The 24,125-nt window shown below is 38.7% G+C and carries 22 protein-coding genes; 18 read left to right on the top strand and 4 right to left on the bottom strand.

Annotation, left to right across the window (positions count from 1 at the left end; all coding sequences use genetic code 11):
- Window positions 1-16 precede the first annotated feature (16 nt).
- The gene (locus tag AB2Q86_RS15075) at window positions 17-337 is read left to right on the top strand and encodes a co-chaperone YbbN (protein WP_003727589.1); all 321 of its coding nucleotides are present in this window, start codon (window positions 17-19) and stop codon (window positions 335-337) included.
- Between the two features lie 57 nt (window positions 338-394).
- Here AB2Q86_RS15075 and AB2Q86_RS15070 read toward each other — a convergent pair whose 3' ends face one another.
- Complete coding sequence (locus tag AB2Q86_RS15070) at window positions 395-994, bottom strand: nitroreductase family protein (RefSeq protein ID WP_003727590.1); 600 nt, start codon at window positions 992-994, stop codon at window positions 395-397.
- Window positions 995-1,187: 193 nt separating this feature from the next.
- Between AB2Q86_RS15070 and AB2Q86_RS15065 the strand changes: the two genes are divergently transcribed.
- The 7 genes from AB2Q86_RS15065 to AB2Q86_RS15035 all read left to right on the top strand — a co-directional run bounded on the left by AB2Q86_RS15065 (window position 1,188) and on the right by AB2Q86_RS15035 (window position 7,531).
- On the top strand, window positions 1,188-1,541 hold the full coding sequence (locus tag AB2Q86_RS15065) for a hypothetical protein (protein ID WP_003727591.1): 354 nt from the start codon (window positions 1,188-1,190) through the stop codon (window positions 1,539-1,541).
- Window positions 1,542-1,643: 102 nt separating this feature from the next.
- Window positions 1,644-2,066, top strand: coding sequence for a MarR family winged helix-turn-helix transcriptional regulator (locus AB2Q86_RS15060; RefSeq protein WP_003728689.1), 423 nt, complete (start codon window positions 1,644-1,646; stop codon window positions 2,064-2,066).
- 13 nt (window positions 2,067-2,079) lie between these two features.
- Window positions 2,080-3,228 (top strand): lmo2826 family MFS transporter, encoded by a 1,149-nt coding sequence (locus AB2Q86_RS15055; protein WP_012582251.1) that lies wholly within the window; start codon window positions 2,080-2,082, stop codon window positions 3,226-3,228.
- Between the two features lie 370 nt (window positions 3,229-3,598).
- Window positions 3,599-4,690, top strand: coding sequence for a 3-phosphoserine/phosphohydroxythreonine transaminase (gene serC, locus AB2Q86_RS15050; protein ID WP_009929194.1), 1,092 nt, complete (start codon window positions 3,599-3,601; stop codon window positions 4,688-4,690).
- Window positions 4,683-5,870 carry a phosphoglycerate dehydrogenase gene (locus tag AB2Q86_RS15045; RefSeq protein WP_009918143.1) on the top strand — a complete coding sequence of 396 codons (1,188 nt, stop codon included), beginning with the start codon at window positions 4,683-4,685 and terminating at the stop codon, window positions 5,868-5,870. The genes serC and AB2Q86_RS15045 overlap by 8 nt, the downstream gene beginning before the upstream one ends.
- A gap of 88 nt (window positions 5,871-5,958) precedes the next feature.
- A complete protein-coding gene (locus AB2Q86_RS15040) occupies window positions 5,959-7,200 on the top strand; it encodes a DUF1015 domain-containing protein (RefSeq protein WP_012582252.1) in 1,242 nt (413 codons plus the stop codon).
- Window positions 7,201-7,207: 7 nt separating this feature from the next.
- Window positions 7,208-7,531 (top strand): arsenic metallochaperone ArsD family protein, encoded by a 324-nt coding sequence (locus AB2Q86_RS15035; RefSeq protein WP_012582253.1) that lies wholly within the window; start codon window positions 7,208-7,210, stop codon window positions 7,529-7,531.
- 187 nt (window positions 7,532-7,718) lie between these two features.
- Here AB2Q86_RS15035 and AB2Q86_RS15030 read toward each other — a convergent pair whose 3' ends face one another.
- On the bottom strand, window positions 7,719-8,789 hold the full coding sequence (locus AB2Q86_RS15030) for an Abi family protein (protein ID WP_012582254.1): 1,071 nt from the start codon (window positions 8,787-8,789) through the stop codon (window positions 7,719-7,721).
- 196 nt (window positions 8,790-8,985) lie between these two features.
- Between AB2Q86_RS15030 and AB2Q86_RS15025 the strand changes: the two genes are divergently transcribed.
- From AB2Q86_RS15025 to AB2Q86_RS15005, 5 genes are all read left to right on the top strand, one after another.
- Window positions 8,986-11,328, top strand: coding sequence for a helix-turn-helix domain-containing protein (locus AB2Q86_RS15025; RefSeq protein WP_012582255.1), 2,343 nt, complete (start codon window positions 8,986-8,988; stop codon window positions 11,326-11,328).
- Between the two features lie 193 nt (window positions 11,329-11,521).
- The gene (locus AB2Q86_RS15020; protein WP_014598984.1) at window positions 11,522-12,724 is read left to right on the top strand and encodes an amidohydrolase; all 1,203 of its coding nucleotides are present in this window, start codon (window positions 11,522-11,524) and stop codon (window positions 12,722-12,724) included.
- Window positions 12,724-14,124, top strand: a complete 1,401-nt coding sequence (locus AB2Q86_RS15015) for an MFS transporter (protein WP_012582257.1) — start codon at window positions 12,724-12,726, stop codon at window positions 14,122-14,124. Before AB2Q86_RS15020 ends, AB2Q86_RS15015 begins: the two co-directional genes overlap by 1 nt.
- A 15-nt stretch (window positions 14,125-14,139) precedes the next feature.
- The gene (locus AB2Q86_RS15010) at window positions 14,140-15,330 is read left to right on the top strand and encodes a M20 family metallopeptidase (protein WP_003730712.1); all 1,191 of its coding nucleotides are present in this window, start codon (window positions 14,140-14,142) and stop codon (window positions 15,328-15,330) included.
- An 87-nt stretch (window positions 15,331-15,417) separates the two neighbouring features.
- Window positions 15,418-16,611, top strand: coding sequence for an MFS transporter (locus tag AB2Q86_RS15005; protein ID WP_012582258.1), 1,194 nt, complete (start codon window positions 15,418-15,420; stop codon window positions 16,609-16,611).
- A 46-nt stretch (window positions 16,612-16,657) separates the two neighbouring features.
- Here AB2Q86_RS15005 and AB2Q86_RS15000 read toward each other — a convergent pair whose 3' ends face one another.
- Window positions 16,658-17,389 carry an SDR family oxidoreductase gene (locus AB2Q86_RS15000; RefSeq protein ID WP_012582259.1) on the bottom strand — a complete coding sequence of 244 codons (732 nt, stop codon included), beginning with the start codon at window positions 17,387-17,389 and terminating at the stop codon, window positions 16,658-16,660.
- A gap of 160 nt (window positions 17,390-17,549) precedes the next feature.
- Between AB2Q86_RS15000 and AB2Q86_RS14995 the strand changes: the two genes are divergently transcribed.
- From AB2Q86_RS14995 to AB2Q86_RS14985, 3 genes are read left to right on the top strand one after another with little or no spacing between them, the layout of a single operon-like run.
- A complete protein-coding gene (locus tag AB2Q86_RS14995) occupies window positions 17,550-18,077 on the top strand; it encodes a TetR/AcrR family transcriptional regulator (protein ID WP_012582260.1) in 528 nt (175 codons plus the stop codon).
- Window positions 18,078-18,100: 23 nt separating this feature from the next.
- Window positions 18,101-18,811, top strand: coding sequence for an SMUG2 DNA glycosylase family protein (locus AB2Q86_RS14990; protein ID WP_012582261.1), 711 nt, complete (start codon window positions 18,101-18,103; stop codon window positions 18,809-18,811).
- Between the two features lie 19 nt (window positions 18,812-18,830).
- Window positions 18,831-19,391 (top strand): DUF4303 domain-containing protein, encoded by a 561-nt coding sequence (locus AB2Q86_RS14985; RefSeq protein WP_012582262.1) that lies wholly within the window; start codon window positions 18,831-18,833, stop codon window positions 19,389-19,391.
- A 47-nt stretch (window positions 19,392-19,438) separates the two neighbouring features.
- On the opposite strand, the gene AB2Q86_RS14980 is transcribed toward AB2Q86_RS14985, so the two are convergent.
- Window positions 19,439-20,257, bottom strand: a complete 819-nt coding sequence (locus tag AB2Q86_RS14980; RefSeq protein WP_012582263.1) for a D-alanyl-D-alanine carboxypeptidase PBPD2 — start codon at window positions 20,255-20,257, stop codon at window positions 19,439-19,441.
- Window positions 20,258-20,614: 357 nt separating this feature from the next.
- Between AB2Q86_RS14980 and mnmE the strand changes: the two genes are divergently transcribed.
- Both mnmE and mnmG read left to right on the top strand, forming a co-directional pair.
- Complete coding sequence (gene mnmE, locus AB2Q86_RS14975; protein ID WP_003727605.1) at window positions 20,615-21,988, top strand: tRNA uridine-5-carboxymethylaminomethyl(34) synthesis GTPase MnmE; 1,374 nt, start codon at window positions 20,615-20,617, stop codon at window positions 21,986-21,988.
- A gap of 24 nt (window positions 21,989-22,012) precedes the next feature.
- On the top strand, window positions 22,013-23,902 hold the full coding sequence (gene mnmG / locus AB2Q86_RS14970) for a tRNA uridine-5-carboxymethylaminomethyl(34) synthesis enzyme MnmG (RefSeq protein WP_003725839.1): 1,890 nt from the start codon (window positions 22,013-22,015) through the stop codon (window positions 23,900-23,902).
- The last annotated feature ends 223 nt before the right edge of the window (window positions 23,903-24,125 follow it).

The following is a 24,125-nucleotide window of genomic DNA, read 5'->3' as shown; positions in this document are numbered from 1 at the left end:
TGTGAGGTGGATATGTATGGCGATTATTTTTGCAAAAGAAGATGACTTGGAAGAGATTATTAGTAGCCATCCTAAAATATTACTTAACTTTTGGGCAGAGTGGTGCGCACCGTGTCGCTGCTTTTGGCCAACACTTGAGCAATTCGCTGAGATGGAAGAAGGTAATGTCCAAGTTGTGAAAATTAATGTAGATAAACAACGCGCATTAGCTCAGAAATTTGATGTAAAAGGAATACCAAATTCGCTTGTTCTTGTTGATGGAGAAATTAAAGGCGGGATTGCTGGTATTGTAAGTTGTGATGAACTTAGAAGCAGATTTAAAAGTTTAGCAAAATAAAAATTCCGCGATACCAGTTAATGGTCGCGGAATTTTTTGTTTCACGTGAAACATTTATTATTTGAAAACGCGGAAACGATCAGCGTCATCGATGAATTCTTTTTCGCCAGCTTCTTGAACGATGTTACCAAACGGCATTTGCGCGCGTAAGTTCCAGCTTGCAGGAATATTCCATTCAGCTTTAACAGCATCGTCAATTAGTGGGTTGTAATGTTGTAGAGATGCACCAATTCCAGCGTTTGCAAGAGCAACCCATACTGAATGTTGTGCAATACCTGAAGATTGTTCAGACCATACAGGGAAGTTGTCTGCATATAGAGCGAAGTTTTCTTGTAAGCCTTCGATAACAGCAGTATCTTCAAAGAAAAGAACTGTTCCGTATCCAGCGCGGAAAGAACCAACTTTTTCTTCTGTAGCTGCAAAGTTTTCAGCAGGTACGATAGCTCGTAATGTATCTTCTACGATATTCCAAAGTTTATCATGGTTTTCTCCTAAAAGAATGACAGCGCGAGAGCTTTGGGAGTTGAATGAAGATGGGCTATATTTAACAGCGTCTTTAATAATTTCTTCAATTTTGGAATCCTCAACGGAAACGTTTTTATCTAGTGCATAAATGGAACGACGAACTTTAATAGAATCTAAAAATGTATTAGTCATAATAATAAAACTCCTTTGTTAATGTTATTTACTTACATAAGTATAGCAACTATTCATTAATTTGCAAGTGTTTTTGTCGGAAAAAGATTATGTAAGCGCTAAACAGGTTCAGGCTCTTATGAAAAAACTTTTTTAGCAAATTACTTGATTTTAAGAACGTTTGTTCGTATAATAAAGTTAAGAGGTGATAATGATGGTTACGGCAATTCAGAAAGAGCAAGTGCGAACAGAGAAGAATGCTGCTTTTTTAACGAGTCGGCCAGAAGTGGATTATTTAGAGCGCGAAAGCTTTTTTATCACATTAAAAGACGCTATAAAGCGAGAATGGGTCGTTCGTTTAAAATATTTTCAAGAAGCAGATGTATCTTCTCTGCGTTTAGCACCATTTGAATATCCTTCCGCATTTCTTGGGCTTGGAGAGATTGAAACACAGGACTTAGTGCCGCTAGAAATAGATATGTTAACGGAAGAAGTTATTTTGAAAGATATTGTTGGGTATGAGTATGTAATCGAATTTAGAGATATTATAGATGTGGAATTATTGTAGGAACAGTCGTTTATTCGGCTGTTTTTCTTGTCAAAAGAGTAATCAGTATGTATAATAGTTGTTATGACAATTATTGTTACGACAATAGAAATGAGGACAAATATGCGCGGATATTATGATGAAATATCATTTGATGTAAATACGACAGCGAAAAAAATGCATTTATTTTTGTTGCGTTCGATTGCAAGTTATGATGTGACCCCAGAGCAATGGTCAGTTTTAGAGGGAATTGAGGCGAACGAGCCAATTTCGCAAAAAGAGATTGCTCTTTGGACGAAAAAGGACACGCCAACCGTGAATCGGATTGTCGATGTTTTACTTAGGAAAGAGCTTGTTGTGCGGGAAGTGAGTACAGAAGATAGACGAATTTCACTTTTATCTTTAACGGACAAAGGGAGAAAAGAGACGCATGAACTTCGTGATATCGTGGAGGCGAGTTGTGAAAAAATGTTTGCTGGGATTTCTCGCGCAGATTTGGAACAATTCACGGCTATTTTAAAGAACATTTCTACTAATATAGAGTAAAGAGGGGTAAATTTTGGAAAATAAGACAAGACTTTGGACGAAGGACTACGTATTTTTATTGTTAGGAAGTGTACTTTTATATATTGGATTTATGGTGTTTATGCCTACGTTGCCGGCGCGCATTATTGAGCTAGGTGGAACGCAAATGGAAGCTAGTTTGGCTGTTGGGCTATTCTCCATCGTAGCGCTATTAATGCGGGCGATTGCTGGGAGTTGGAATGACAAATTCGGACCGAAAGTACTTATTATCGTGGGCTTTTTGATTTTAATTTTAACTACAGTGAACTTTTATTGGTCAACTGCGGTGGCGGCCTTACTTATATTACGGCTTTTTCACGGGGCTGGCTGGGGTATCGGAACAACTTCCATTGCAACAGGCGTTTCTAAACTTGTGCCGCCAAGCAGAACGGGAGAAGGTATTGGTTTTTATGGGCTTACGACTGCACTTGGAATGTCACTTGCGCCGATTATCGCTATTTTAATTATGAATTATTTTTCTTTCGATGTTTTAGTGACGTTTTCGCTTGTTTTGATGGTGTTTATTTTAATTTTGATGACACAGGTGAAAATTCCAAAATCAGAAAAGATTGTACATCAAAAAATGAAATTGTTTGAGAAAACGGCCTTGCTTCCGGCGGGCTTGTGTTTATTAATGGCTATTCCGCTTGGTGGGATCCAAACATTTATGATGGTATATGGAACAGAACTGGGGATTTCGACAACGTGGATATATTTTATCGGGCAAGCGATTATGGTTCTTGTGAGCCGTTTGTTTGCTGGGCGACTTTATGATACGAAGGGACACCGTTTTGTTATTATTCCAGGAGCGCTTTCGATGATAATTGGGATATTAATTCTTTCTTTTGCAACTGGTGCAATCAGCTTGTTTATCGCATCGTTATTCTTCGGGTTAGGTTACGGGATGTCGCAACCGGCGCTTCAAGCACTGGCTGTGGACCGGGCTGCACCGCACAATAAAGGTACCGCTAATGGGACTTTTCTTTCGGGAATGGACATTGGGATGGCTGTTGGTAGTTTTGGTTTGAGTATTGTTGCGACTTACTACAATTATGCTATCATGTATCGCACAGCAATTATTGCACTTGTTGTATTTTTTGCCGTGTATTGGTTTACTTTAGGACGAAAAGAGAAAAATAGCTAACATCTCTTGTGAAGTGTTTTTCAAAAAGTAGAAGTGCGAGAATTGCTTTAAATAGCGGTTTCTCGTGCTTTTTTAATGTCAGAAAGTTTAAACATCACATTTATTTGTAGATTTAGTATAAATTTTCTGAAAAACAGCTCTGTTTCTGCTATAATATACAAAAGTACAAAAGGCAGTGTTTACTTTTAAGCGCTGAAAAATCCGAATATTGTGTAGAATATCACAGGTTCGGCTTTTTTATTTCTTAACAACAGAACTTCGAAAAGCATAAGTGTAACGAGGAAGGCTCATATCTGGCCAATAAGTATTCGATTATTGGTGAAAATTTTTGTAAGTAATTGGGGAAATTTGAAGACAGGAGAGATGTTGAGTGGAACGTGTTTATAATTTTTCGGCAGGTCCGGCAGTTTTACCAGTACCGGTACTTGAAAAGGTTCAAAGGGAGCTACTCTCTTATAATGGTTCAGGAATGTCAGTAATGGAGCTGAGTCACCGTTCAGAATTATTTCAAAACATCCTAGACGATGCGGAGAGCTTGATTCGAGAATTGATGGAGATTCCAGAAAATTACAAAGTACTATTTTTGCAAGGTGGCGCGAGTTTGCAATTTGATATGGTGCCAATGAATCTTGCAAATGGCAAAAAAGCAGCGTATGTAAATACTGGATCTTGGGCGAAGAAAGCAATTTCCGAAGCTAAGAAAATTCAGGGTGTAGAGGTGGAAGTAATTGCCTCATCGGAAGACCGCAATTTCAGCTATATTCCTGAGATTCCTACAGTTTCTAGTGACGCGGCTTACTTACATGTAACTACAAATAATACAATCGAAGGAACAGCAATGTTTGATGTGCCAGACTCAGCTGTCCCGGTCGTTGCGGATATGTCCTCCAATATTTTATCGAGCGTTTATGATGTGAAAAAATTTGGCTTAATTTATGCAGGAGCGCAAAAGAACATTGGGCCTGCTGGATTAACGCTCGTCATCGTGCGCGAAGACTTGATAGGGCAAGTAGAGGGACTTCCTTCTATGTTAGATTTTAAAGTACAAGCCGAGAATGATTCCATGTATAACACACCACCAACATTTGCCATTTATGTAGCAAAATTAGTATTTGAATGGATTAAGGAGCAAGGTGGCGTTGCTGGAATTGAAGCGTTAAATCGCAAAAAAGCGGCCTTATTATATGATTATATTGATCAATCGGATTTCTTTTCTTCACCGGTCGAACCTTCTGCTAGATCGCTCACGAATGTTCCTTTTGTGACGAATTCAGCGGAGTTTGATAAAGCTTTTGTTCAAGAAGCTGAAGCAAATGGTTTTAAAAACTTGAAAGGACATCGCTCAGTGGGCGGTATGCGAGCAAGTCTTTATAATGCATTTCCAATTGAAGGGGTGGAAGCTCTAATCGCCTTTATGGAAAAATTTGCAAATGCAAGAAAAGGGGGAGAAGTACGTGTTTAATATCCAAACGTTTAATGCTATCGCAAAAGAAGGCTTAAAGACATTTGATCTCGAAAAATATGTGATTGATGCAAATCAGCCAGCAGACGGGATTTTACTACGGAGTTACAACTTACACGATTTTGACTTTCCGGAGACAGTGAAGGCAGTTGCCAGAGCTGGTGCAGGAGTTAATAATATCCCAGTAGAAAATTGTTCTGAAAAAGGTATTGTTGTATTCAATACACCTGGCGCGAATGCCAATGCTGTGAAAGAACTAGTTCTTGCGAGTTTATTCGTTTCGGCGCGTCCAATTTTGGAAGGTACGGAATGGGTGAAAGAACTGCCGGCTGAAGATGATGTCGAACAGAAAGTCGAAGCGGGGAAGAAAGCCTTTGCGGGAACAGAACTTGCTGGCAAAAAACTTGGGATTATCGGTCTAGGCGCAATTGGTGCATTGGTAGCCAATGACGCTTTATCGCTTGGGATGGATGTGGTTGGATACGATCCATTCGTTTCAGTAGACACGGCTTGGAGAATTTCTAAAGAAGTGGAACGTGCGATGACGATAGAAGAAGTCTTGGCTACATGCGATTATTTAACAGTTCATGTGCCTTTAACGGATAAAACACGTGGCATGTTTAACGCAGATACACTACAATTAGTGAAGGATAATGCTGTTTTATTAAACTTTTCTCGTGGTGAGTTAGTGGATTCAGCCTCTGTGAAAGAAGCTTTAGATGATGGACTTTTACGTTTATATATTACAGATTTCGCGACAAAAGAATTACTAAACCACAAAAAAGTGCATGTATTTCCTCATTTAGGTGCATCGACAGAAGAAGCCGAAACCAACTGTGCTAAAATGGCTGCGAAAGAACTGCAATCATATCTTGAAACAGGTAGTATTAAAAACTCGGTTAATTTTCCGAACGTGGAAATGCCGTATAATGGACATCCGCGAATTGGGATTTGTCACAAAAACATTCCTAATATGGTCGGACAAATTACGACGGAGCTAGGGAAATATTCGTTAAACATTTTAGATATGATAAATCGCAGTAAAAATGAATATGCCTACACATTAATTGATATTGATAAAGAAACGCAAGCTAATTTGGAGCAACTAAAACAAGATTTGTTAGCTGTGCAAGGGGTTTTGCGTGTTCGAGTTATTGAACCATTAGGTGTTACGGTTTAAAATTATTACCCGGGAAATAATGAGAGCATGAAACTTTATGGTTATTGCCAGACGGGTTCATGCTCTTTTACTAAAAAGGAGGATAACAATGGTAAATATACGTCCATTTAAAGCAATTCGTCCGATTAAAAATTTAGCGGAAAAGGTGGCTTCCTTGCCATATGATGTACTTAATTCGGAAGAGGCGCGCGAACTTGGTGATGCAAATAAGTATTCTTTTTTACATATTGATAAGGCGGAAATTGATTTAGATCCGGCGGTTTCCCCATACGACCCAGCTGTTTATCAAAAAGCAGCGGATAATTTGGAACAATTTGAGTTGGATGGTTGGCTTGGTAGAGAAGCAAACCCTGCATTTTATATTTATCAACTGACGATGGATGGTCGCCCGCAAACAGGGCTGGTTGTTTGTACGTCGATTGATGATTATACCAATGGGAAAATTAAAAAACATGAGTTAACTCGTGAGGAGAAAGAGTTAGACCGGATTCGTCATGTAGATGTTTGTGATGCAAATACAAGTCCGATTTTCCTTACTTATCGAGGAAAAGAAGCTATTAATACACTTGTTGAGTCTTGGGTGAATGAAAATGAACCTGAATATGACTTTGAGAGCTTCCACGGGGTCGCACATAAGGTTTGGGCAATTACGGACGCACATATTTTAGAAGACCTTTCAGCGGCGTTCTCGGAAGTCCCAGCGCTATATATCGCAGACGGTCACCATAGAACGGAATCTGCTGTGAAAGTTGGTTTGAAACGGCGCGAGGAATTCCCTGAGGCTGGGCCAGAAGCAGAATTTAATTTCTTTTTATCAGTTGTTTTCCCAGAAGAGCAATTAGAAATTCTTGATTATAATAGGGTTGTGAATGTGCCAATTGAAGCGGATTTCGTTAGCAAAGTAGAGGCTAGTTTTGACGTGGAGAAGGTTGGAAAAGAAGCATTTAAACCAGAGAAGCCAAAACAAGTAGGGATGTATTTAGATGGAAATTGGTACAAACTTACGGCGAAAAGCGAAGTGATTCCAAATGATGTTATCGGTCAGCTAGATGTTTCGATATTACAATCGCAAATTTTAACGCCGATTTTTGGAATTGAAGATATTCGCCGTGATAACCGCATTGATTTTGTCGGCGGAATACGTGGTTTAGAAGAACTGACTCGTTTGGTGGATAATGGCAGTCATTCAGTGGCATTTGCGATGTTCCCGCCAACAATGGACGATTTACTTAGTGTAGCAGATGCAGCAGAAATCATGCCGCCAAAATCGACTTGGTTTGAACCGAAATTATTAAGTGGGCTGTTTGTCCATGATTTAGAAAGTAAATAATTTTAATATGAAGCAAATTAGTTACTTTTATTCTGCGGAAAATGAGTCTGAGATTAACCTAGAGATATGGAAAATGTTTATGAATAAAAGTGAAACTGAGCGAAAAATCCATTTTGATTATACAGGCATCGTGTTTGATATTCAGCTGGAAGAGGTCGGGAAAGTGGACTTGCCAGAGCGGGTTCAAATGCTGATTGATAAGAATGGAATGGAAGCTTTGCCGATTTTAGTTGTAGATGATGCAGTATACAATTATGGGGAGTTTTCTGTGATTGATGCAGTTGAGGAATTACTGGATGTGGGTGTTTCTATCCAAGTGGAAGAAGATTGAAATCAAAAAGCCGGTCGGGAAATTAAACCTGGCCGGCTTTTTATAGAGTAAAAAAATAAACTACTTAAGACAGACTAGAAAACGGAAGCTTGTCTTAAATAGTTTATTTTGTGAAGAATAACCAACTTACATACAATGTTGTACATAAGTGATAAACGGTCGAACCGTTTTTTCCTTTGAACAAATTTTAGCATTTTTGGTGGTAATTGGCAAGGATTTTAGACAAAACTCTGTAAACCCTAATTAAGTCAGCTTGATCTTTATAATAGTGAGACCGTTTTGTACAGCGTTCGATTATATTAGCTAACTCTATTTTTCTATCATATTTCATGGCATCACTTTTAATATATTCATCATGAAGAATGAGCATACAAATAAAATCATGAATTTTTTTATTTGAAACTAAGTTCCTACGTTCTAGTTTTTCTACACCAGCTTTTTCAGCATATTGTGTTGCATTTTGAGTTGGGGTTATCTGTTTTGGTAAAACAACATCTAATAAAAGAGGTCGACTATGTGCTGCGGAATCTCTAAGGTTTTTTGTATATTTTAATAATATAAATGCTGGCGTAAAAAGTTTTTTATTGTATTTATTACTATCATAATAAAACTCTACAAACCTTATAAGTTCTCCAAACGACATTAATTCAATCAAGACCCAAATAGGAGGATTGTTTTTTCTTTTCGTATACAAATCATAATGATATCCATCTATTTCTTTATTTCTGCTCATTATTTTTTTGTCTACAGGAATATAATTTTTTTCTTTAAACTTAGGTTTTTCCTCCAGCAATTTGTTTTTACAATACGTATCATATTCTTTTACAATAGTGTATCCATCTTCAGCATTTGACTTAGTTATTACGTTTACCAATAAAGCTTTAAGTGTATGTTCGATGTCTAAATTTATTTTTATTAGAGCGTACCTTAAATACATATCAATGGTTGCTAAATCGCTTAATAAACCAAAGTCCAAAGAGGTGTATTTTCCGTTTACTTTAGCTATATTCTTTCTAAAAGCTGTTACTTTATAATAATAAGTATTCTGGGATAAATAATCTTTGGCAGCATCTTCTGTAATATAATTAAAAGTTATCCCTTTATGTTTCATATAAGTAATCTGATCATCAAGTGATAGTTTCCCATGCGCGGAGACTATTTTCTGTATTCTTGCTAAATTAGAACTGTTCGATGCTGTAGTTTTGTTTGAAGAAATATTTCCTGCTTGTGCTGATTTTTTTGAGTTATTCTTTGTCATTAAGCACACTCCCGTGAAGACTGTTTTTAAAATTATTATAAAGCTGAATAATTGTTAATACAAGGGAAAGCAGAGTCTGTTTTTATGGAAAATTTTAATATAGAAGAGGTTCTCAAGTTTAAAACAAACCAATCAATTTCCGCTATTTATGATAATATAAAAGTGTCCGATTAAGTTAAACGAAGGGGTGAATCGAGTGTCTCATTTAAAAGATTATACGATTGGTATTCAACATATAAAGCAGCTGACGTCGGAAATATCACTTGGAACTAAATTGTTATTTGCTATTTCTGGACAAATAACAATCAAGGTTTCTGAGCAAAAATTTTATTTGCAGGAAGGCGATGTTTTAGTTCTTGATCGCAATACCTTTTATACAATTGAGGGAAATGAAGATAATTTACTTATTAATTTAACGATTTCAGATACATTTTTTGCGCATTATTATGAGGATTATTTTCAGCATTCTTTTAAATTTTTCTCGAAGGAGAGTGACCCTGGGAGAGAGCGGGTTGTTGGGTCTTTGAGGAAGTCGGTGAGTGAACTTTTGATTGCTTCGGCGACGAAGAAACGAGCGAATAAATTAGAAGCACAATCGGCGTTGTTCCAAATTTTATTATTACTTACGCGTTTTTTGAAAAAAGGAATTCCATCTTCTGCTAGGAAAGAAGTCAATGATAAACGGATTTCGCGCATTATTCGAGAAGTGGAAGAGCGGTTTGATGAAGCCTTGTCGCTTCGTGAGTTTGCGCAAAAAGAGTTTTTAAGTGAGGCGTATTTATCACGTTATTTTAAAAAAACGACGGGGCTTGGTTTTTTACAGTATTTGACGGAAGTCCGATTGAAGCATGCGATTCAAGATTTACTATATTCGGCGGAAAGTATTACAGAGATTGCGTTAAAAAATGGTTTTTCGAGCCAAAAGCATTTTTCAGAAGTATTTAAGTTTCATTTTGAGCTAACGCCAAGTGAGTACCGAGCGGAACATCATGTGGAAACGAATTTATTAATAGAAGATAAGACATCTGAGCTGGGCGCTAGTATAGAGCAAATTGTGCCATCTCCGGAAATTTTAGTGAAATTGTCACGACTTTATCATGATGTGGAGCCGGGTAAGGAATTAAATAAAGCGCCATTTGAGAAAAAGAAAATTGATATCACGGAAAAGACCGAACGTTGTTTAAGTGAGAATATGAATATTTTGACGATTGGTGAGCTTAAAGAAGTGCTTAAAGATAATGTCCAAAAGCAGATTATTACGACGCGTGATGAGATTGGGATTAATTATATTGGTATTCGTCATTTGTTTAGAGGTTCAACGTTCTTGCCTGAAACGGAAACGGACGAATTAGTGCCAACTTCTTCTCCATATGCGAATGCGGATTTAGCGCTCACTTTTTTAAAACAGCAAAATTTACAATTGTTTATTCGCTTGGAGTATCAAGATATTGTAGGCGATGAGGCGGCTGTTTTTGAACGATTGGATCACTTTTTAAAGCATTGTATGCAGGTTTTTGGGCGGGAATTTGTTTCAAAATGGCATTTTATGTTTTTTGAACCGAAAAATACATATGCTGATAAAGAAGAACTGAAAAAACTTTACTTGAAAATATATCACACTATAAAATCGCGTTTTCCAGCTATCCAAGTCGGAAATTTTGTCCCATTTTCATTGTCTAAAAATGCAGTGCCTGAACGACATACGTGGTTTTTAGAAGAAGCGGATAAAATGGACTTTGTCGCCTATAATGCGAATCAAAATGAAGCGGTAGATTTTTCGAAAGAGGATATGAAGTCGTTTTCGATTTCAGAGGATTATTGTTTGTCAAAAACGCTTCAATTAAAGGCTTTCTTGAAACATCATCATATCAATAAGCCGCTAATGTTAGTAAACTGGAATACGTTATCTGGGAATACGAGATACACAAACGGGACTTTTTTCAGAGGAGCATTAGTTTTGAAAACGATGCTAGATTTGGTACCAGAAGTAGACGCATTAGGCTTTTGGATTAATACGGAACTTCACGAAGGGGACGATAGCAAATTAAATATTAGTCTTGACGGAATTGAAATGTTCCACTTTTTCAATGGTAAACGACCGGCGTTTTATGCAGTGAAGTTTTTGAGAAGGCTTAAGGGTGTTGTGGTTGCTAAGGGTGAAGATTATATTATGACGAAGCACGCGGACGGTTATCAGCTTATTTTGATGAACTGTGCGACGATTAATCCGCGTTATTCTGTGGAGGAAAGGTTCATTAAGGAAGAACAAAAAGAAGTGCATATTAGACTTACAGGGCTTCACGCGGGTGATTATCAAGTCTGTAAATGGCAATTCGACCGTGATAATGGGGCGCTTTACTCGAAGTATTGGCAACTTAATAGTAAGTACGGACTGGATAAAGAGATTTTGGACTATATTGTGGATGCCTCTCAGCCTACACTTACGGTGAGTGATGAAACGATTACGGAAGATTGGTCGTTTTACGCTTATTTAGATATTAATGCGATTCATTTTTATGAGTTTAGAAGTACGGTTTAAAAAGTTCAACTCTAGTAGTTGAGCTTTTTTTGTGACTTCAGCACCGGATTTTTGACATTGGTTTGAGTAATTTACAAAAGAAGAAAATTTCAAGCTAAAACTAAGCAAAAAAGTAAACTTCTTTTCGCTTGGTTTTTTTTATAATTAAGTTGTAGTGAAAATACGGAAGTTCTGGCCAGCGGAAGTATTAAAAATGGAGGTTTGGACAATGAAAGAGAAGTTATTTCAAAAACTAGACGAAAAACGAGATCGAATGATAGAAATTCGTCGTTACTTACATGAACACCCTGAACTTTCTTTTCAAGAGGAAAATACGGCGAAGTATATTGCGGATTTTTATAAAGAAATGGACTGCGATGTGCGGACGCATGTTGGTGGGAATGGCGTTGTAGTAACGGTTGATACAGGCAAGCCGGGCAAGACACTTGCAATTCGTGCTGATTTTGATGCACTTCCTATCCAAGAAGAAACAGGTCTAGCTTTTGCATCTAAAAACCCTGGTGTAATGCATGCTTGTGGTCACGATGGACATACAGCTTACATGCTTATTTTGGGCGAAACACTTATTGAAATGAAACAAGAATTAACCGGGAAAATAGTTATTTTACATCAGCATGCGGAAGAAACTCCTCCTGGTGGCGCGATTCAAATGATTCAAGACGGGGCGCTGGATGGTGTTGATAATGTCCTTGGGATTCATGTGATGTCTACGATGAAAACGGGTGAAGTTTTCTACCGTGAGGGTGCCATTCAAACTGGTCGCTCTTATTTCAAACTTAAAGTACAAGGTCAAGGTGGACACGGCTCATCTCCGCATTTAGCAAATGATGCTATTGTTGCAGCAAGTGAATTTGTAGTAGCTGTTCAAACGGTGATTAGTCGTCGTTTAAATCCATTTGATGTTGGTTCGATTACAATTGGTTCTTTTGACGGAAAAGGTAGTTTTAATGTTATAAAGGATGCGGTTGAGCTTGAAGGTGATGTGCGTTCGATGTCTGAGGAGGCACGCAACATTATTCAAAAAGAAATTACCCGTATCGTTGGTGGCATAGAGGCAATGTTTGGCGTTACTTGTGAACTTGATTACAAAAATGATTATCCTGTTTTAAATAATGACGAAGCTTTAACTGATTTTGTTGTTAAATCTATTAAAGGGGCGAAAATCCCTGAAATTACGGATGTTGTGCGCTGTGAACCGCAACCACCATCAGAAGACTTTGCTTATTATGCAAAAGAACGCCCGAGCTCATTTTTCTATGTGGGAGCGATGCCGGCAGATGGGCATTTTTATCCGCATCATCATCCAAAATTCGACATCAATGAAGATTCATTATTAATTGCATCAAAAGCCATGGGAGCTTGTGTTGTAGATTACTTAAAAGGAGAGAATAACTAATGACTTCAACAGCGTATAAAGGTACAAATAAACTTATTGTTGGGATTGTTTTCGGGGTTATCACGTTTTGGCTTTTCGCCCAATCAATGGTGAATATCGTTCCGGCCGTGCAATCTGACCTTGGAATTTCCTCTGATTTACTTAGTATTGCCATCAGCTTAACCGCGCTATTTTCAGGTATTTTTATCGTTGTAGCTGGTGGTATGGCTGACAAATTTGGTCGCGTGAAATTAACTTATATCGGACTTATTCTTAGTATCATCGGTTCACTGTTACTTGTTGTCACTCAAGGGTCGACGTTACTTATTATCGGCCGTATTATTCAAGGGCTTTCAGCTGCTTGTATTATGCCAGCAACCCTTGCCTTAATGAAAACTTATTTTGAAGGGGCAGATAGACAAAGAGCGCTTAGTTACTGGTCGATTGGCTCATGGGGTGGATCAGGTATTTGTTCATTCGCAGGTGGAGCTATCGCAACATACATGGGCTGGCGCTGGATTTTCATTATTTCCATCGTATTTGCACTGCTTGGAATGTTACTTATTAAAGGTACTCCAGAAAGTAAAGTCGTTCAAAATACAAAAGCAAAATTTGATTCATTGGGACTTGTTCTTTTTGTTATCGCAATGGTTTGTTTGAACCTTATCATTACTCGTGGGGCTACATTTGGCTGGACAAGCCCAATTACTATTACAATGCTCGTTGTTTTCCTTATTTCTGCGGGATTATTTTTCCGGGTGGAATTACGACAAGCGAACGGATTTATTGATTTCTCGTTATTTAAAAATAAAGCTTATACTGGTGCGACACTTTCCAACTTCTTGTTAAATGCAGCTGCTGGAACACTGGTTGTTGCAAATACTTATGTGCAAATTGGTCGCGGTTTTACAGCATTCCAATCCGGTTTACTTTCTATCGGTTACCTTGTCTGCGTGCTTGGAATGATTCGTATTGGTGAAAAAATTCTTCAACGAGTTGGCGCGCGTAAACCAATGATTTTAGGCTCTGGAATTACGGCTGTTGGTATTGCTTTAATGGCACTCACTTTTATTCCGGGAACATTGTATACGGTGCTTGTATTTATCGGTTTTGCTTTATTCGGGATTGGACTTGGTATGTATGCTACTCCTTCTACAGATACAGCTATTTCTAATGCTCCAGAGGATAAAGTCGGAGTAGCATCAGGTATTTACAAAATGGCAAGTTCGTTAGGTGGCTCATTCGGTGTGGCAATTTCCGCTACGATTTATGGTGTGATTGCACTTTCTGGAAATATTGATTTAGCCGCAATGGTGGGGCTTTTAACTAACGTTGGTTTTTGTGTCGTTTCACTTATTTCCGTTGCTATAACAACACCGTCTGCGAAAAAAGCGCTCGAATTAAAAGCCGCAAAAGAATAGGAGGTTGGATTTATCATGCGTACCAAGTTAATGAATATGCTTCAGGAACGAAAAGATGAAATCACTCAGATTAGACGTCATTTGCACGAACATCCTGAATTATCGTTCCATGAAGCAGAAACCGCAAAATTCATCCAAGATTTTTACAAAGGAAAAGACGTAGAAGTTGCAACTGAAGTGGGTAATGGTCATGCCGTTGTTGTAACGATTAAAGGCGGGAAACCGGGGAAAACGATTGCGTTACGTGCCGATTTTGATGCTCTTCCCATCGAAGAACAAACGGATTTGCCATTTAAATCTAAAAATCCTGGCGTAATGCATGCATGTGGTCATGACGGACATACTGCTTATTTACTCGTTTTGGCAGATTGTTTAATCCAACTAAAAGAAAACATCCCTGGAACGATAAAAATTGTTCATCAACATGCCGAAGAAACACCTCCCGGCGGAGCGAAAAGCGTTGTCGAGTCGGGTATTTTAGATGATGTGGATCAAATTTTTGGTATTCACGTATTTCCATTTGGTGAAAGCGGACAAGTTTATTATCATAGTGGCTACGCGATGGCTGGTCGCACTTATTTTAAACTTAAAATTCAAGGTGTTGGCGGGCATGGTTCGTCTCCACATATGGCGAATGATGCGATTGTCGCAGGCGCTTATTTTGTGACAGCCATTCAAACAGTAGTGAGCCGCCGTTTGAACCCATTTGATACTGGCGTTATAACGATTGGTTCTTTTGACGGCAAAGGTAGTTTTAATGTTATTAAGGATGCGGTGGAGTTAGAAGGCGATGTTCGTTATATGAATACCGAAAATCGTGATAAAATGGATGCAGAAATCCACCGTATAGTTGCTGGCATTGAAGCGATGTTTGGTGTAACGGTGGAACTAACGTACACGAACGACTACCCACCACTTTACAACGATCCAGCAGTAACGGAACAAGTAGTTGCAAGTTTGCAAAAAGGTGTTGGCGAGTACTTAACGGGCATTTCTGAATACGACATGCTTTCCGGATCAGAGGATTTTGCTTATTATTTACAAAAAATTCCTGGAGTCTTCTTCTATATTGGCGCGAAACCGAAAAATACTTCGAATGCTTATTTTAATCATCATCCAAAATTTGATATTGATGAAGATGCGTTGTTAGTTGCTGCCAAATCGGTTGCGGACGTGGTTTTAGATTATTATAAATTAAATGGATAATAGCTTTGAAAAGAGCATAGTCAGAAAAAGAATCTGGTTATGCTCTTTTGCAATTGGCGGGACTATAGAAGAGTGGAGTGAATTCAAATGAATCAGGTCAAAGGAGAAAGACATTCATTAATTGTATTACTTGTTCTATTTATAGGCTACACCAGTGTATACGTGGATAAATATACTATTGGAATTTCACTTGTAACTGTTTCTCAAGACTTAGGATTTGATCCAAGTCAAAAGGGACTGATTTTAAGTGCGTTCTTTCTCGGTTACACGCTTTTTCAAATTCCAATGGGGTATTTAAACAATCGGATTGGCGCACGACCAGTTCTTGCAGTATCAATTATTATTGTCGGGCTATTTCTTGTTATTTTTGGCTTTGGCTATTCCTTGTTGTTTTTGGTTGTTATTCGTTTCTTATCCGGAGCGCTTGGACACGCGGGTTATCCCCCGTCTGTCAGCAATTATATTTCACTTCATATTCCGTTAAACAAGCGAGGTTTTGCTCAGTCCGCAATGCTTGCTTCCTCTGGTTTTGCGGCATTTATTGGACCATTATTAATCGCACAACTGTTGCTATCAGTAGGTTGGCGCAATACATATTACTGGATTGGTATTGCGGTGATTTTGATTGGCTTTCTGATTTTAATTGTCGTACCTAAAGCGCCGAAAATAGACCTGAATGCTCAAAAAGAAAAAATCAAAGTACCTTTCTCAGAACTTCTGAAAGATAAACAGTTGTGGATTCTTTTGTTATCCGCGCTTTTTATAAATGCGGCGAATTACGGTTTAACAAGTTGGCTTGCTTCTTATTTGAATGAGGTTAGAGGGATTTCTATTAGCGAAGTGAGTTATATTAGTTCTTTAGCTGGGCTGTGTATTTTAATTGCAGGAGTTGTCGGTGGCTATTTTATTAGTCGTTTTTTCAAAGGAAAAGAGCCGATTATTATTTTCGCATTTTGTGTGCTTGGGGCGTTTGCGGTATACGGGGTGTATTTATTTGAACAATTAGCGCTATCGGTTATTTGCTTGTGTTTATGTAATATATTCCTAATCATGGCCTTTACAACGCTAATGGGATTGCCGCACAAGTTGTTTCAACAGAGCCATATTGCGACGAAATACGCGGCCATTAACTCAGGCGGAGTTTTAGGTGGCTTTTTTGCACCGATGATTATAGGGGATTTGGTAAATGCGACTAACTCTTATCAATCGGCTTTTCTGTTCTTGGCGTTAACTTTATTAGCATCGGGATTGATTGTTTTAGCGATTAAAAAAGACCAATAAAATTAAAGGAGGAAAACCAGATAGCTCTGTTTTCCTCCTTTTTTAATTAAGCTAATCCGCCATTAGTGAAAATGACTTGACCATTCACCCAGCGTGCAGGTCCGGCTAAAAATGCTACGGTTTCTGCGATATCTTCAGGTTGTCCTAGGCGTTCTAAAGGTGTGGCTTTTGCTAAGTTGTCGATTGTTTTATCGTCTTTTCCAGTCAAAAATAACGGAGTGGCGGTCGGGCCGGGTGCTACTGCATTAACGGTTATATCTTTCCCACGAAGCTCGCGTGCCAGAATCAATGTGAGCGACTCAACCCCGGCCTTACTAGCAACATAGGCCCCGTAAGTCGGAAAACTGGTTCGCGTTACTGAAGTGGAGAAATTGATAATCGCGCCGCCATTTCGAACTCTGAGGGCAGCTTGCTTGGAAACAACAAAAGTGCCCCGGACATTGGTTCGCTGAATCAGGTCAAATTCATCCATATCCAAAGTAGCAATCGGACTTAATTTCATAATACCTGCCGTGTTAACGACAACATCAATTCCGCCAAACTGACTTTCAATGAAATCAAATGCATGAATCATCTGCGCCTCGTCAGCAACATCGCCGCCAACACTAATCGCTTCTCCACCAGACTTCACAATATTTTCAACAAGCGCCTCGGCTTTAGCCTTATTACCCGCATAATGAACCACAACTGCAAAATTTTGTTCGACCAATTTTTGGACGACGGCCTTACCAATACCGCCAGAACCCCCTAAAATAAATGCAACACGTTTATTTGTCATAATCTATTCGCTCCTTTAAATTCAAAATGGTTACTTTTTATAATTTTAGTAACTTTATAGTTGGAAGTATACTCCTTTTAGTTACTTTGTCAAGGATTTGTAACTTTTCTGTTTTCCTGTATAATAAAAAGCAAAGAATGAGTTGAATCGAGGGGTTAAAATGGCGAGACTATCACAAGAAATTATTTTAAATATGGCAGAGAAAATCATTTACGAAAAAGGCATGGAAAAAACGACGCTGTATGATATTGCGGGTAATTTGAACGTCACACATGCGGCACTTTATAAGCATTATCGAAATAAAGAGGATTTATTTCAAAAATTGGCGCTACGTTGGTTAGAGGAAACTTCGCGGGAGATTTTCGATTGGACACAGGACGCAGGGCAAACACCAGATGATGCGCTTCACGACTGGCTTTGGCTCTTGGCCGATACTAAGAAAAAACGATACAAAACCGACCGAAAAATGTTTTTACTTTATACGGATTATATTGAACAAAATGAAGAATTAGTGAAAAACCACGTAGCCCATTTAGCACAAAAAGCCGAAGAAGTGAGCGGTCGAACGAATCAAGGAACCGCGATTATTACGGCATTCACTTATTTTCATAATCCTTATTTTGCAAGCAGGTGGGAACAAGCAGGGTATGCGGATTTATTTGAGGATGTTTGGCAGATTGTGAAATAAAAATACAGAGAGGGCTAATTTACATGACTGAAAATACAACTATTGCTAAACGGATATTGCAGTTTAATGAGGCGCTTGCGAATAGTTCGTTTGATTTGCCGGAGGGGTATTGCACCGTTAACCCATATTCTGGTGATCAAAGCGAACTAGTGCAAAAAATAACGACAGCATTTTATCAGAAATACTATAATGATACTAAACCTCGCCGGATAATCCTTGGAAGTTCTCCCGCGCGGAGAGGTTCTGCTGTGACAGGCGTTCCTTTTGAAGACGCAAAACACCTTCAAAACGAAACCGGTATTTTTATTGATAAATTTTATATAAACCAGTCTTCCTCAGATTTTTTATATGATGTTATGACAGAATACGGGGGTTGTGAGGCTTTTTATACTGATTTTTATATGAATTTTGTCTGTCCACTTGGTATTGTTCGTATGAATGCAAAAGGCAATGAGGTTAATTGCAACTATTATGAGAATAAGAAATTACAAGAGGCACTGAGGCCATTTATTTTAGAATCGCTCCAAAACCAAATAGATTGCGGGATAGATACTTCGGTCTGTTACTGCATTGGCAGCGGCGAGAATTTTAATTTTTTATCGAAAATAAATGACGAGCATCATTTTTTTGGTACAATCATACCTTTGGAACATCCCCGTTTTATTATGCAATATAATTCTAAAAATAAAGATGTTTATATGGAAAAGTATCTTTGCGCTTTAAAAAATCAATGAAAAGGTGAGAAGTAATCCAATGACAACAAACAGAGAGGAAGAGGACAATATGAAGGTGGATACACAAAAAATCGTTAATTTTGCAATTGAAGGGGTGGAAAAGTTCCTACAAGAAAACCCTGAGTTAACATACTATGCTTTTGCATTTGATTGTAATGCGGAATATGCTGAGATTAATTTATGCGTAAACACGGAAAAAGCTTTTGCTGAAACGCTGGCACGTTATCAAAATGGCAAGTATGGTGAAAACTATCAAACGGAAGAAGAAATCCAAGAATTGAAATACAATACAGGCGATTGGAAATACCAATGTTTCGATACATTTTATGTTTTTAGTGAAGAAGAGCTGACCGCTATTTTTAATCAAATATACCCTAATGAAGTCGATGATGATTATCAAGCATGGGAAGTATATGTAAATGAGCTGCTAGTTACTTTTACAGAAAGTATCATAAAATTTTCGGAGACAAAAACTTTCGAAAAAATTAATAAAACAGCGGATTTTAAATTTTACTGCATAGATCATGATGAAGAAGTGGCAGATTCCATGACACGAATGAAGCTTTTACAAGAAAAATAAACTACTAAAAAGGGATTTGTTAAAAAGCAAATCCCTTTTTAATGTGACTATAGTCCTTTAAATCCAACCTCCATCAGCTTCTCCGTATCTTTAAATCGTTTTTCCGCGGTTCCTGCATCTAAAACAATCGAAATCACACGTTTTCCTCCGCGTTCCGCTGTTCCAATAAAGCAATAGCCGGCTTCATCGGTAAAACCAGTTTTCAGCCCATCTAACCCTTGAATCGAACCAAGTAAGTCGTTCGTGGATTCGAGTTTGGCGCCTTCATCAGTGGTGACGGTAGGTTTGGAAGTTGTCTCTAACACTTCAGGATGAGTGGAAATTAATTTAGATGATAGCAAAAATAAATCCTTTGTGGTGGAAACAGCCGTTTTCCCGTCAACATCCAGTCCGCTAGCACTGACAAAATTGGTTCTACTCGACATGCCTAATTTTGTAGCCTGTCTATTCATTTCTTTTGGAAAATCTGCTCCGTCTAAACGGTCCCCAAGTGTTTCTGCGGCGTCATTTGCAGACATGGTGAGCATAGCGTTGTATAAATCCCTGACGGACCACGTTCTTTTTTGTGTAATCGCGTAAAGAGAGACGGCGGAAGGATCATCCAATCGAACAAGGTCAAGTGTTTCATCCCACGATAATTCATTGTTATCCACAGCCTCTAAAATTAAAAAAGCTGTCATTAGTTTGCTTAAACTTGCGATTGGCATTACTTTATCGGCATTTTGTTCATATAATGGTTTGCCATTTTCGACTGAATAAACCGCGGCGGCATTTGCTGACAAGTATAGGTTTGGTTGCTTCGTGGAACAGGATGAGAGCAGTAATAGCCCCATTAATAGCACCCAAGTTAATTTATGTATTTTCATTTTTTCTCCTCCTTTTAACTTTAGTATAGATAAAAAGAATTGAGTTAAAGCCAAGGAAGTGGAAGGATAAGTTAAAGCTTTAACGAGAAAATTTAAGTTTTCTTAACTAGTAAGGATAAAACTATTGTTATTCACATGTGGATAAGTTAAAATGGTATGGATGAATTTTTATTAATGGTTTTTCTGTGGATATGTTAATAAGTCTATGGATAACCTTCAAAATACTAACAATTTAATTGCTTTGGTCAAAGCGGAGCGTAAGTTGTTGAAAATGCACAAAATCATGTGCCAAAATTTATTCAAAATAGGATAAGGCTTATTTGAGCTGAAATTCTAATGAGAAAGGATGAGTAAAGAATGGAATTTGATACTATTGCTGCAATCTCAACACCGCCGGGAGAAGGGGCCATTGCTATTATTAGATTAAGCGGTCCAGAGGCGATTCAGATAGCGGATCGTATTTTTTATGCCAAAAATAGCTTGAGTGAAGCGGAAAGTCACACCATTCACTACGGTCACATAAAAGAAGACGGCGAAGTAATTGAGGAAGTAATGGTCACGGTTATGCGTGCGCCGCGTACTTTTACACGGGAAGATGTGGTAGAAATCAACGCGCACGGCGGAATTGTTTCCGTGAACCGCGTGTTGCAACTGTTACTTCGAAATGGGGCTAATTTAGCTGAACCAGGTGAATTCACAAAGCGTGCATTTTTAAATGGAAGAATTGATTTGTCGCAAGCGGAGGCTGTGATGGATTTAATTCGCGCCAAGACAGACCGGGCGATGGGCGTGGCAATTCGGCAAATGGACGGAAATCTTTCACGGTTGATTCGCAATTTACGTCAAGAAATTTTGGATGCACTAGCGCAAGTCGAAGTAAATATCGACTATCCGGAGTACGATGATGTGGAGGAAATGACCCAGCGAATGCTACTGGAAAAAACCGAGCTAGTTCGCGCTTCCGTCGAGCAACTTTTACAAACAGCAAGCCAAGGGAAAATTCTCCGCGAAGGATTGGCAACGGCTATTATTGGTCGACCAAATGTTGGGAAATCCTCCTTGCTTAACCAACTAATTCAAGAAGAAAAAGCGATTGTCACTGATATTGCTGGGACGACGCGAGATATTATAGAAGAATACGTCAATGTTCGCGGTGTTCCGCTGCGTTTAATTGATACGGCCGGAATTCGTGAGACAGAAGATATTGTGGAAAAAATTGGTGTAGAACGTTCAAGAAAAGCCTTGGCGGATGCCGATTTTATCCTGCTAGTATTAAATCAAAACGAAGAGCTGACAGTGGAAGATGAAGCGTTATTTGAAGCAGCCGCGGGTCATAATTATGTGGTCGTTTTAAATAAAACAGATTTGGAAACAAAGCTTGATATAAATAGAGTGCGTGAACTTGCAGGGGAAAACCCGATTGTTTCCACTTCTCTAGTAAACGATGAAGGTTTAGAGGCTTTAGAAGAAGCGATTAAAACACTGTTTTTTGCGGGTGACATTGATGCGGGTGATGCAACATATGTATCGAACGTTCGACACATTGCGCTCCTTCACCAAGCACTTGAAGCTTTAAATGGCGTTACAACAGGGATTCAGCTCGGTATGCCAGTGGATATTGTCCAGATCGATATGACTCGTGCATGGGATTTACTAGGTGAAATTACTGGTGATTCTGTCCAGGATGAATTACTCGATCAGTTGTTCAATCAATTTTGCCTTGGAAAATGATTTTTTAGGAGATGTTTTTATAAAATGCAAACCTATGATGCAGGAACTTTTGACGTCATCGTTGTTGGTGCAGGCCATGCGGGAGTAGAAGCAGGTCTTGCCAGTGGTCGAATGGGCGCAAAAACACTGATGTTAACGATAAATTTAGATATGGTCGCTTTTATGCCATGTAATCCTTCTGTTGGAGGTCCAGCAAAAGGCGTGGTTGTGCGTGAAATTGATGCTCTTGGTGGCGAAATGGGTCGCAACACGGATAAAACGTACATCCAAATGCGGATGCTAAATACTGGTAAAGGCCCGGCTGTTCGTGCATTACGTGCTCAAGCAGACAAATGGGATTACCAACACGAAATGAAACACACAATTGAAAAAGAAGAAAATATCACTTTGCGCCAAGGACTTGTTGACCGTTTAGTGATTGAAGATGGCGTGTGTAAAGGCGTTATTACAAACAGTGGCGCAATTTACTACGCGAAAACAGTTGTTATTACTACCGGAACTTTCTCACGTGGCGAAATTATTGTTGGTGAACTGCGCTATTCCAGCGGTCCAAACAACCAACAACCTTCTGTGAAACTTTCAGAGCATCTGGAAGAACTAGGTTTTGAACTGCGCCGCTTTAAAACTGGAACCCCACCGCGCGTAAAATCAAGTACGATTGACTACTCAAAAACAGAAGAACAACCGGGTGACGACCATCCGCGAGCATTTAGCTTTGATACGGTGGAAATGTTGCTTGACCAACTACCGTGTTGGTTAACTTATACAAACGAAACAACCCATGAAATAATCCAAGCGAACTTACACCGTTCACCAATGTTTACAGCAACGAAAAAAGGCACTGGTGCAAGATATTGCCCATCCATTGAAGATAAAATTGTTCGTTTCAGCGACAAACCAAGACACCAAATCTTCCTTGAACCAGAAGGCAAAAATACCGAAGAAGTGTATGTCCAAGGACTTTCCACCAGTTTGCCAGAAGAAGTACAACGCGAAATGTTAAGAACTATTCCAGGTCTTGAAAATGTAGAAATGATGCGTGTTGGCTACGCTATCGAATATGATGCAGTAATGCCAGACCAACTGTGGCCATCACTTGAAACTAAATTAGTCGAAGGTCTTTTCACAGCCGGCCAAATTAATGGTACAAGTGGTTACGAAGAAGCAGCCGGACAAGGCTTAATGGCAGGAATCAATGCTGCTCGTAAAGTCTTTGAAAAAGAACCAGTTATCCTTGGTCGCGACCAAGCTTATATCGGCGTTTTAATTGACGATTTAGTAACAAAAGGAACCGAAGAACCATATCGTTTACTTACATCTCGTGCCGAATACCGTTTGCTATTACGCCATGATAATGCAGATTTACGTTTAACAGAAATCGGTCATGAAATCGGCTTAATTAGCGACGAACGTTATGAACGCTTTTTAGCAAAACAAAGTGCCATCGAAGCAGAAAAAGAAAGACTACAAAAAACACGCATTAAACCAACTGCCGAAGTTCAAGCGATGCTAAAAGAAATCGGTTCTGGAGAGCTAAAAGACGGAATTCTAGCAGCAGATTTACTCCGCCGACCCGAAATAACTTACGACAAAATCGCCCAAATTGTTTCACGTGAAACATTTGTGACCGACGAAATCGCTGAACAAGTAGAAATTCAAATTAAATACGAAGGCTACATTCAAAAATCCAACCTTCAAGTAGAAAAAATGAAGCGCATGGAAGACAAGAAAATCCCAGAAAATATCGATTATGATGCAATCAGCGGCCTAGCAACAGAAGCCCTAGAAAAATTAAAGAAAATCGAACCCCTTTCCATCGCCCAAGCGAGCCGTATCAGCGGAGTAAACCCAGCCGATATATCTATTTTGCTAGTTTATATTGAGCAAGGAAAGATAGCGAAAATAAGTAAATAAGAACACGGATTACTACAATAACTGAAACCACATGTTCACGAAAACTTCAAACTTACCATCTAAGTTGAAAGTTTCCGCTGAATAATGTGGTTTTTTCTTGTTTTTAATTAAGGTAGAATGGGATTACATAGAAGAAGACATACTAGAGATGAAAAAGAAATCGGTTAAAGCGTTGGGAGTAATTATTTTCTTAGAGAATGACATCCAATATAGATGAAGAAAT

The organism is Listeria monocytogenes, from assembly GCF_041765605.1.
Classification (GTDB): Bacteria; Bacillota; Bacilli; order Lactobacillales; family Listeriaceae; genus Listeria; species Listeria monocytogenes_D.
Note: the sequence above shows the minus strand (reverse complement) of the source record. Positions and strands in the feature narration are given on the sequence as shown.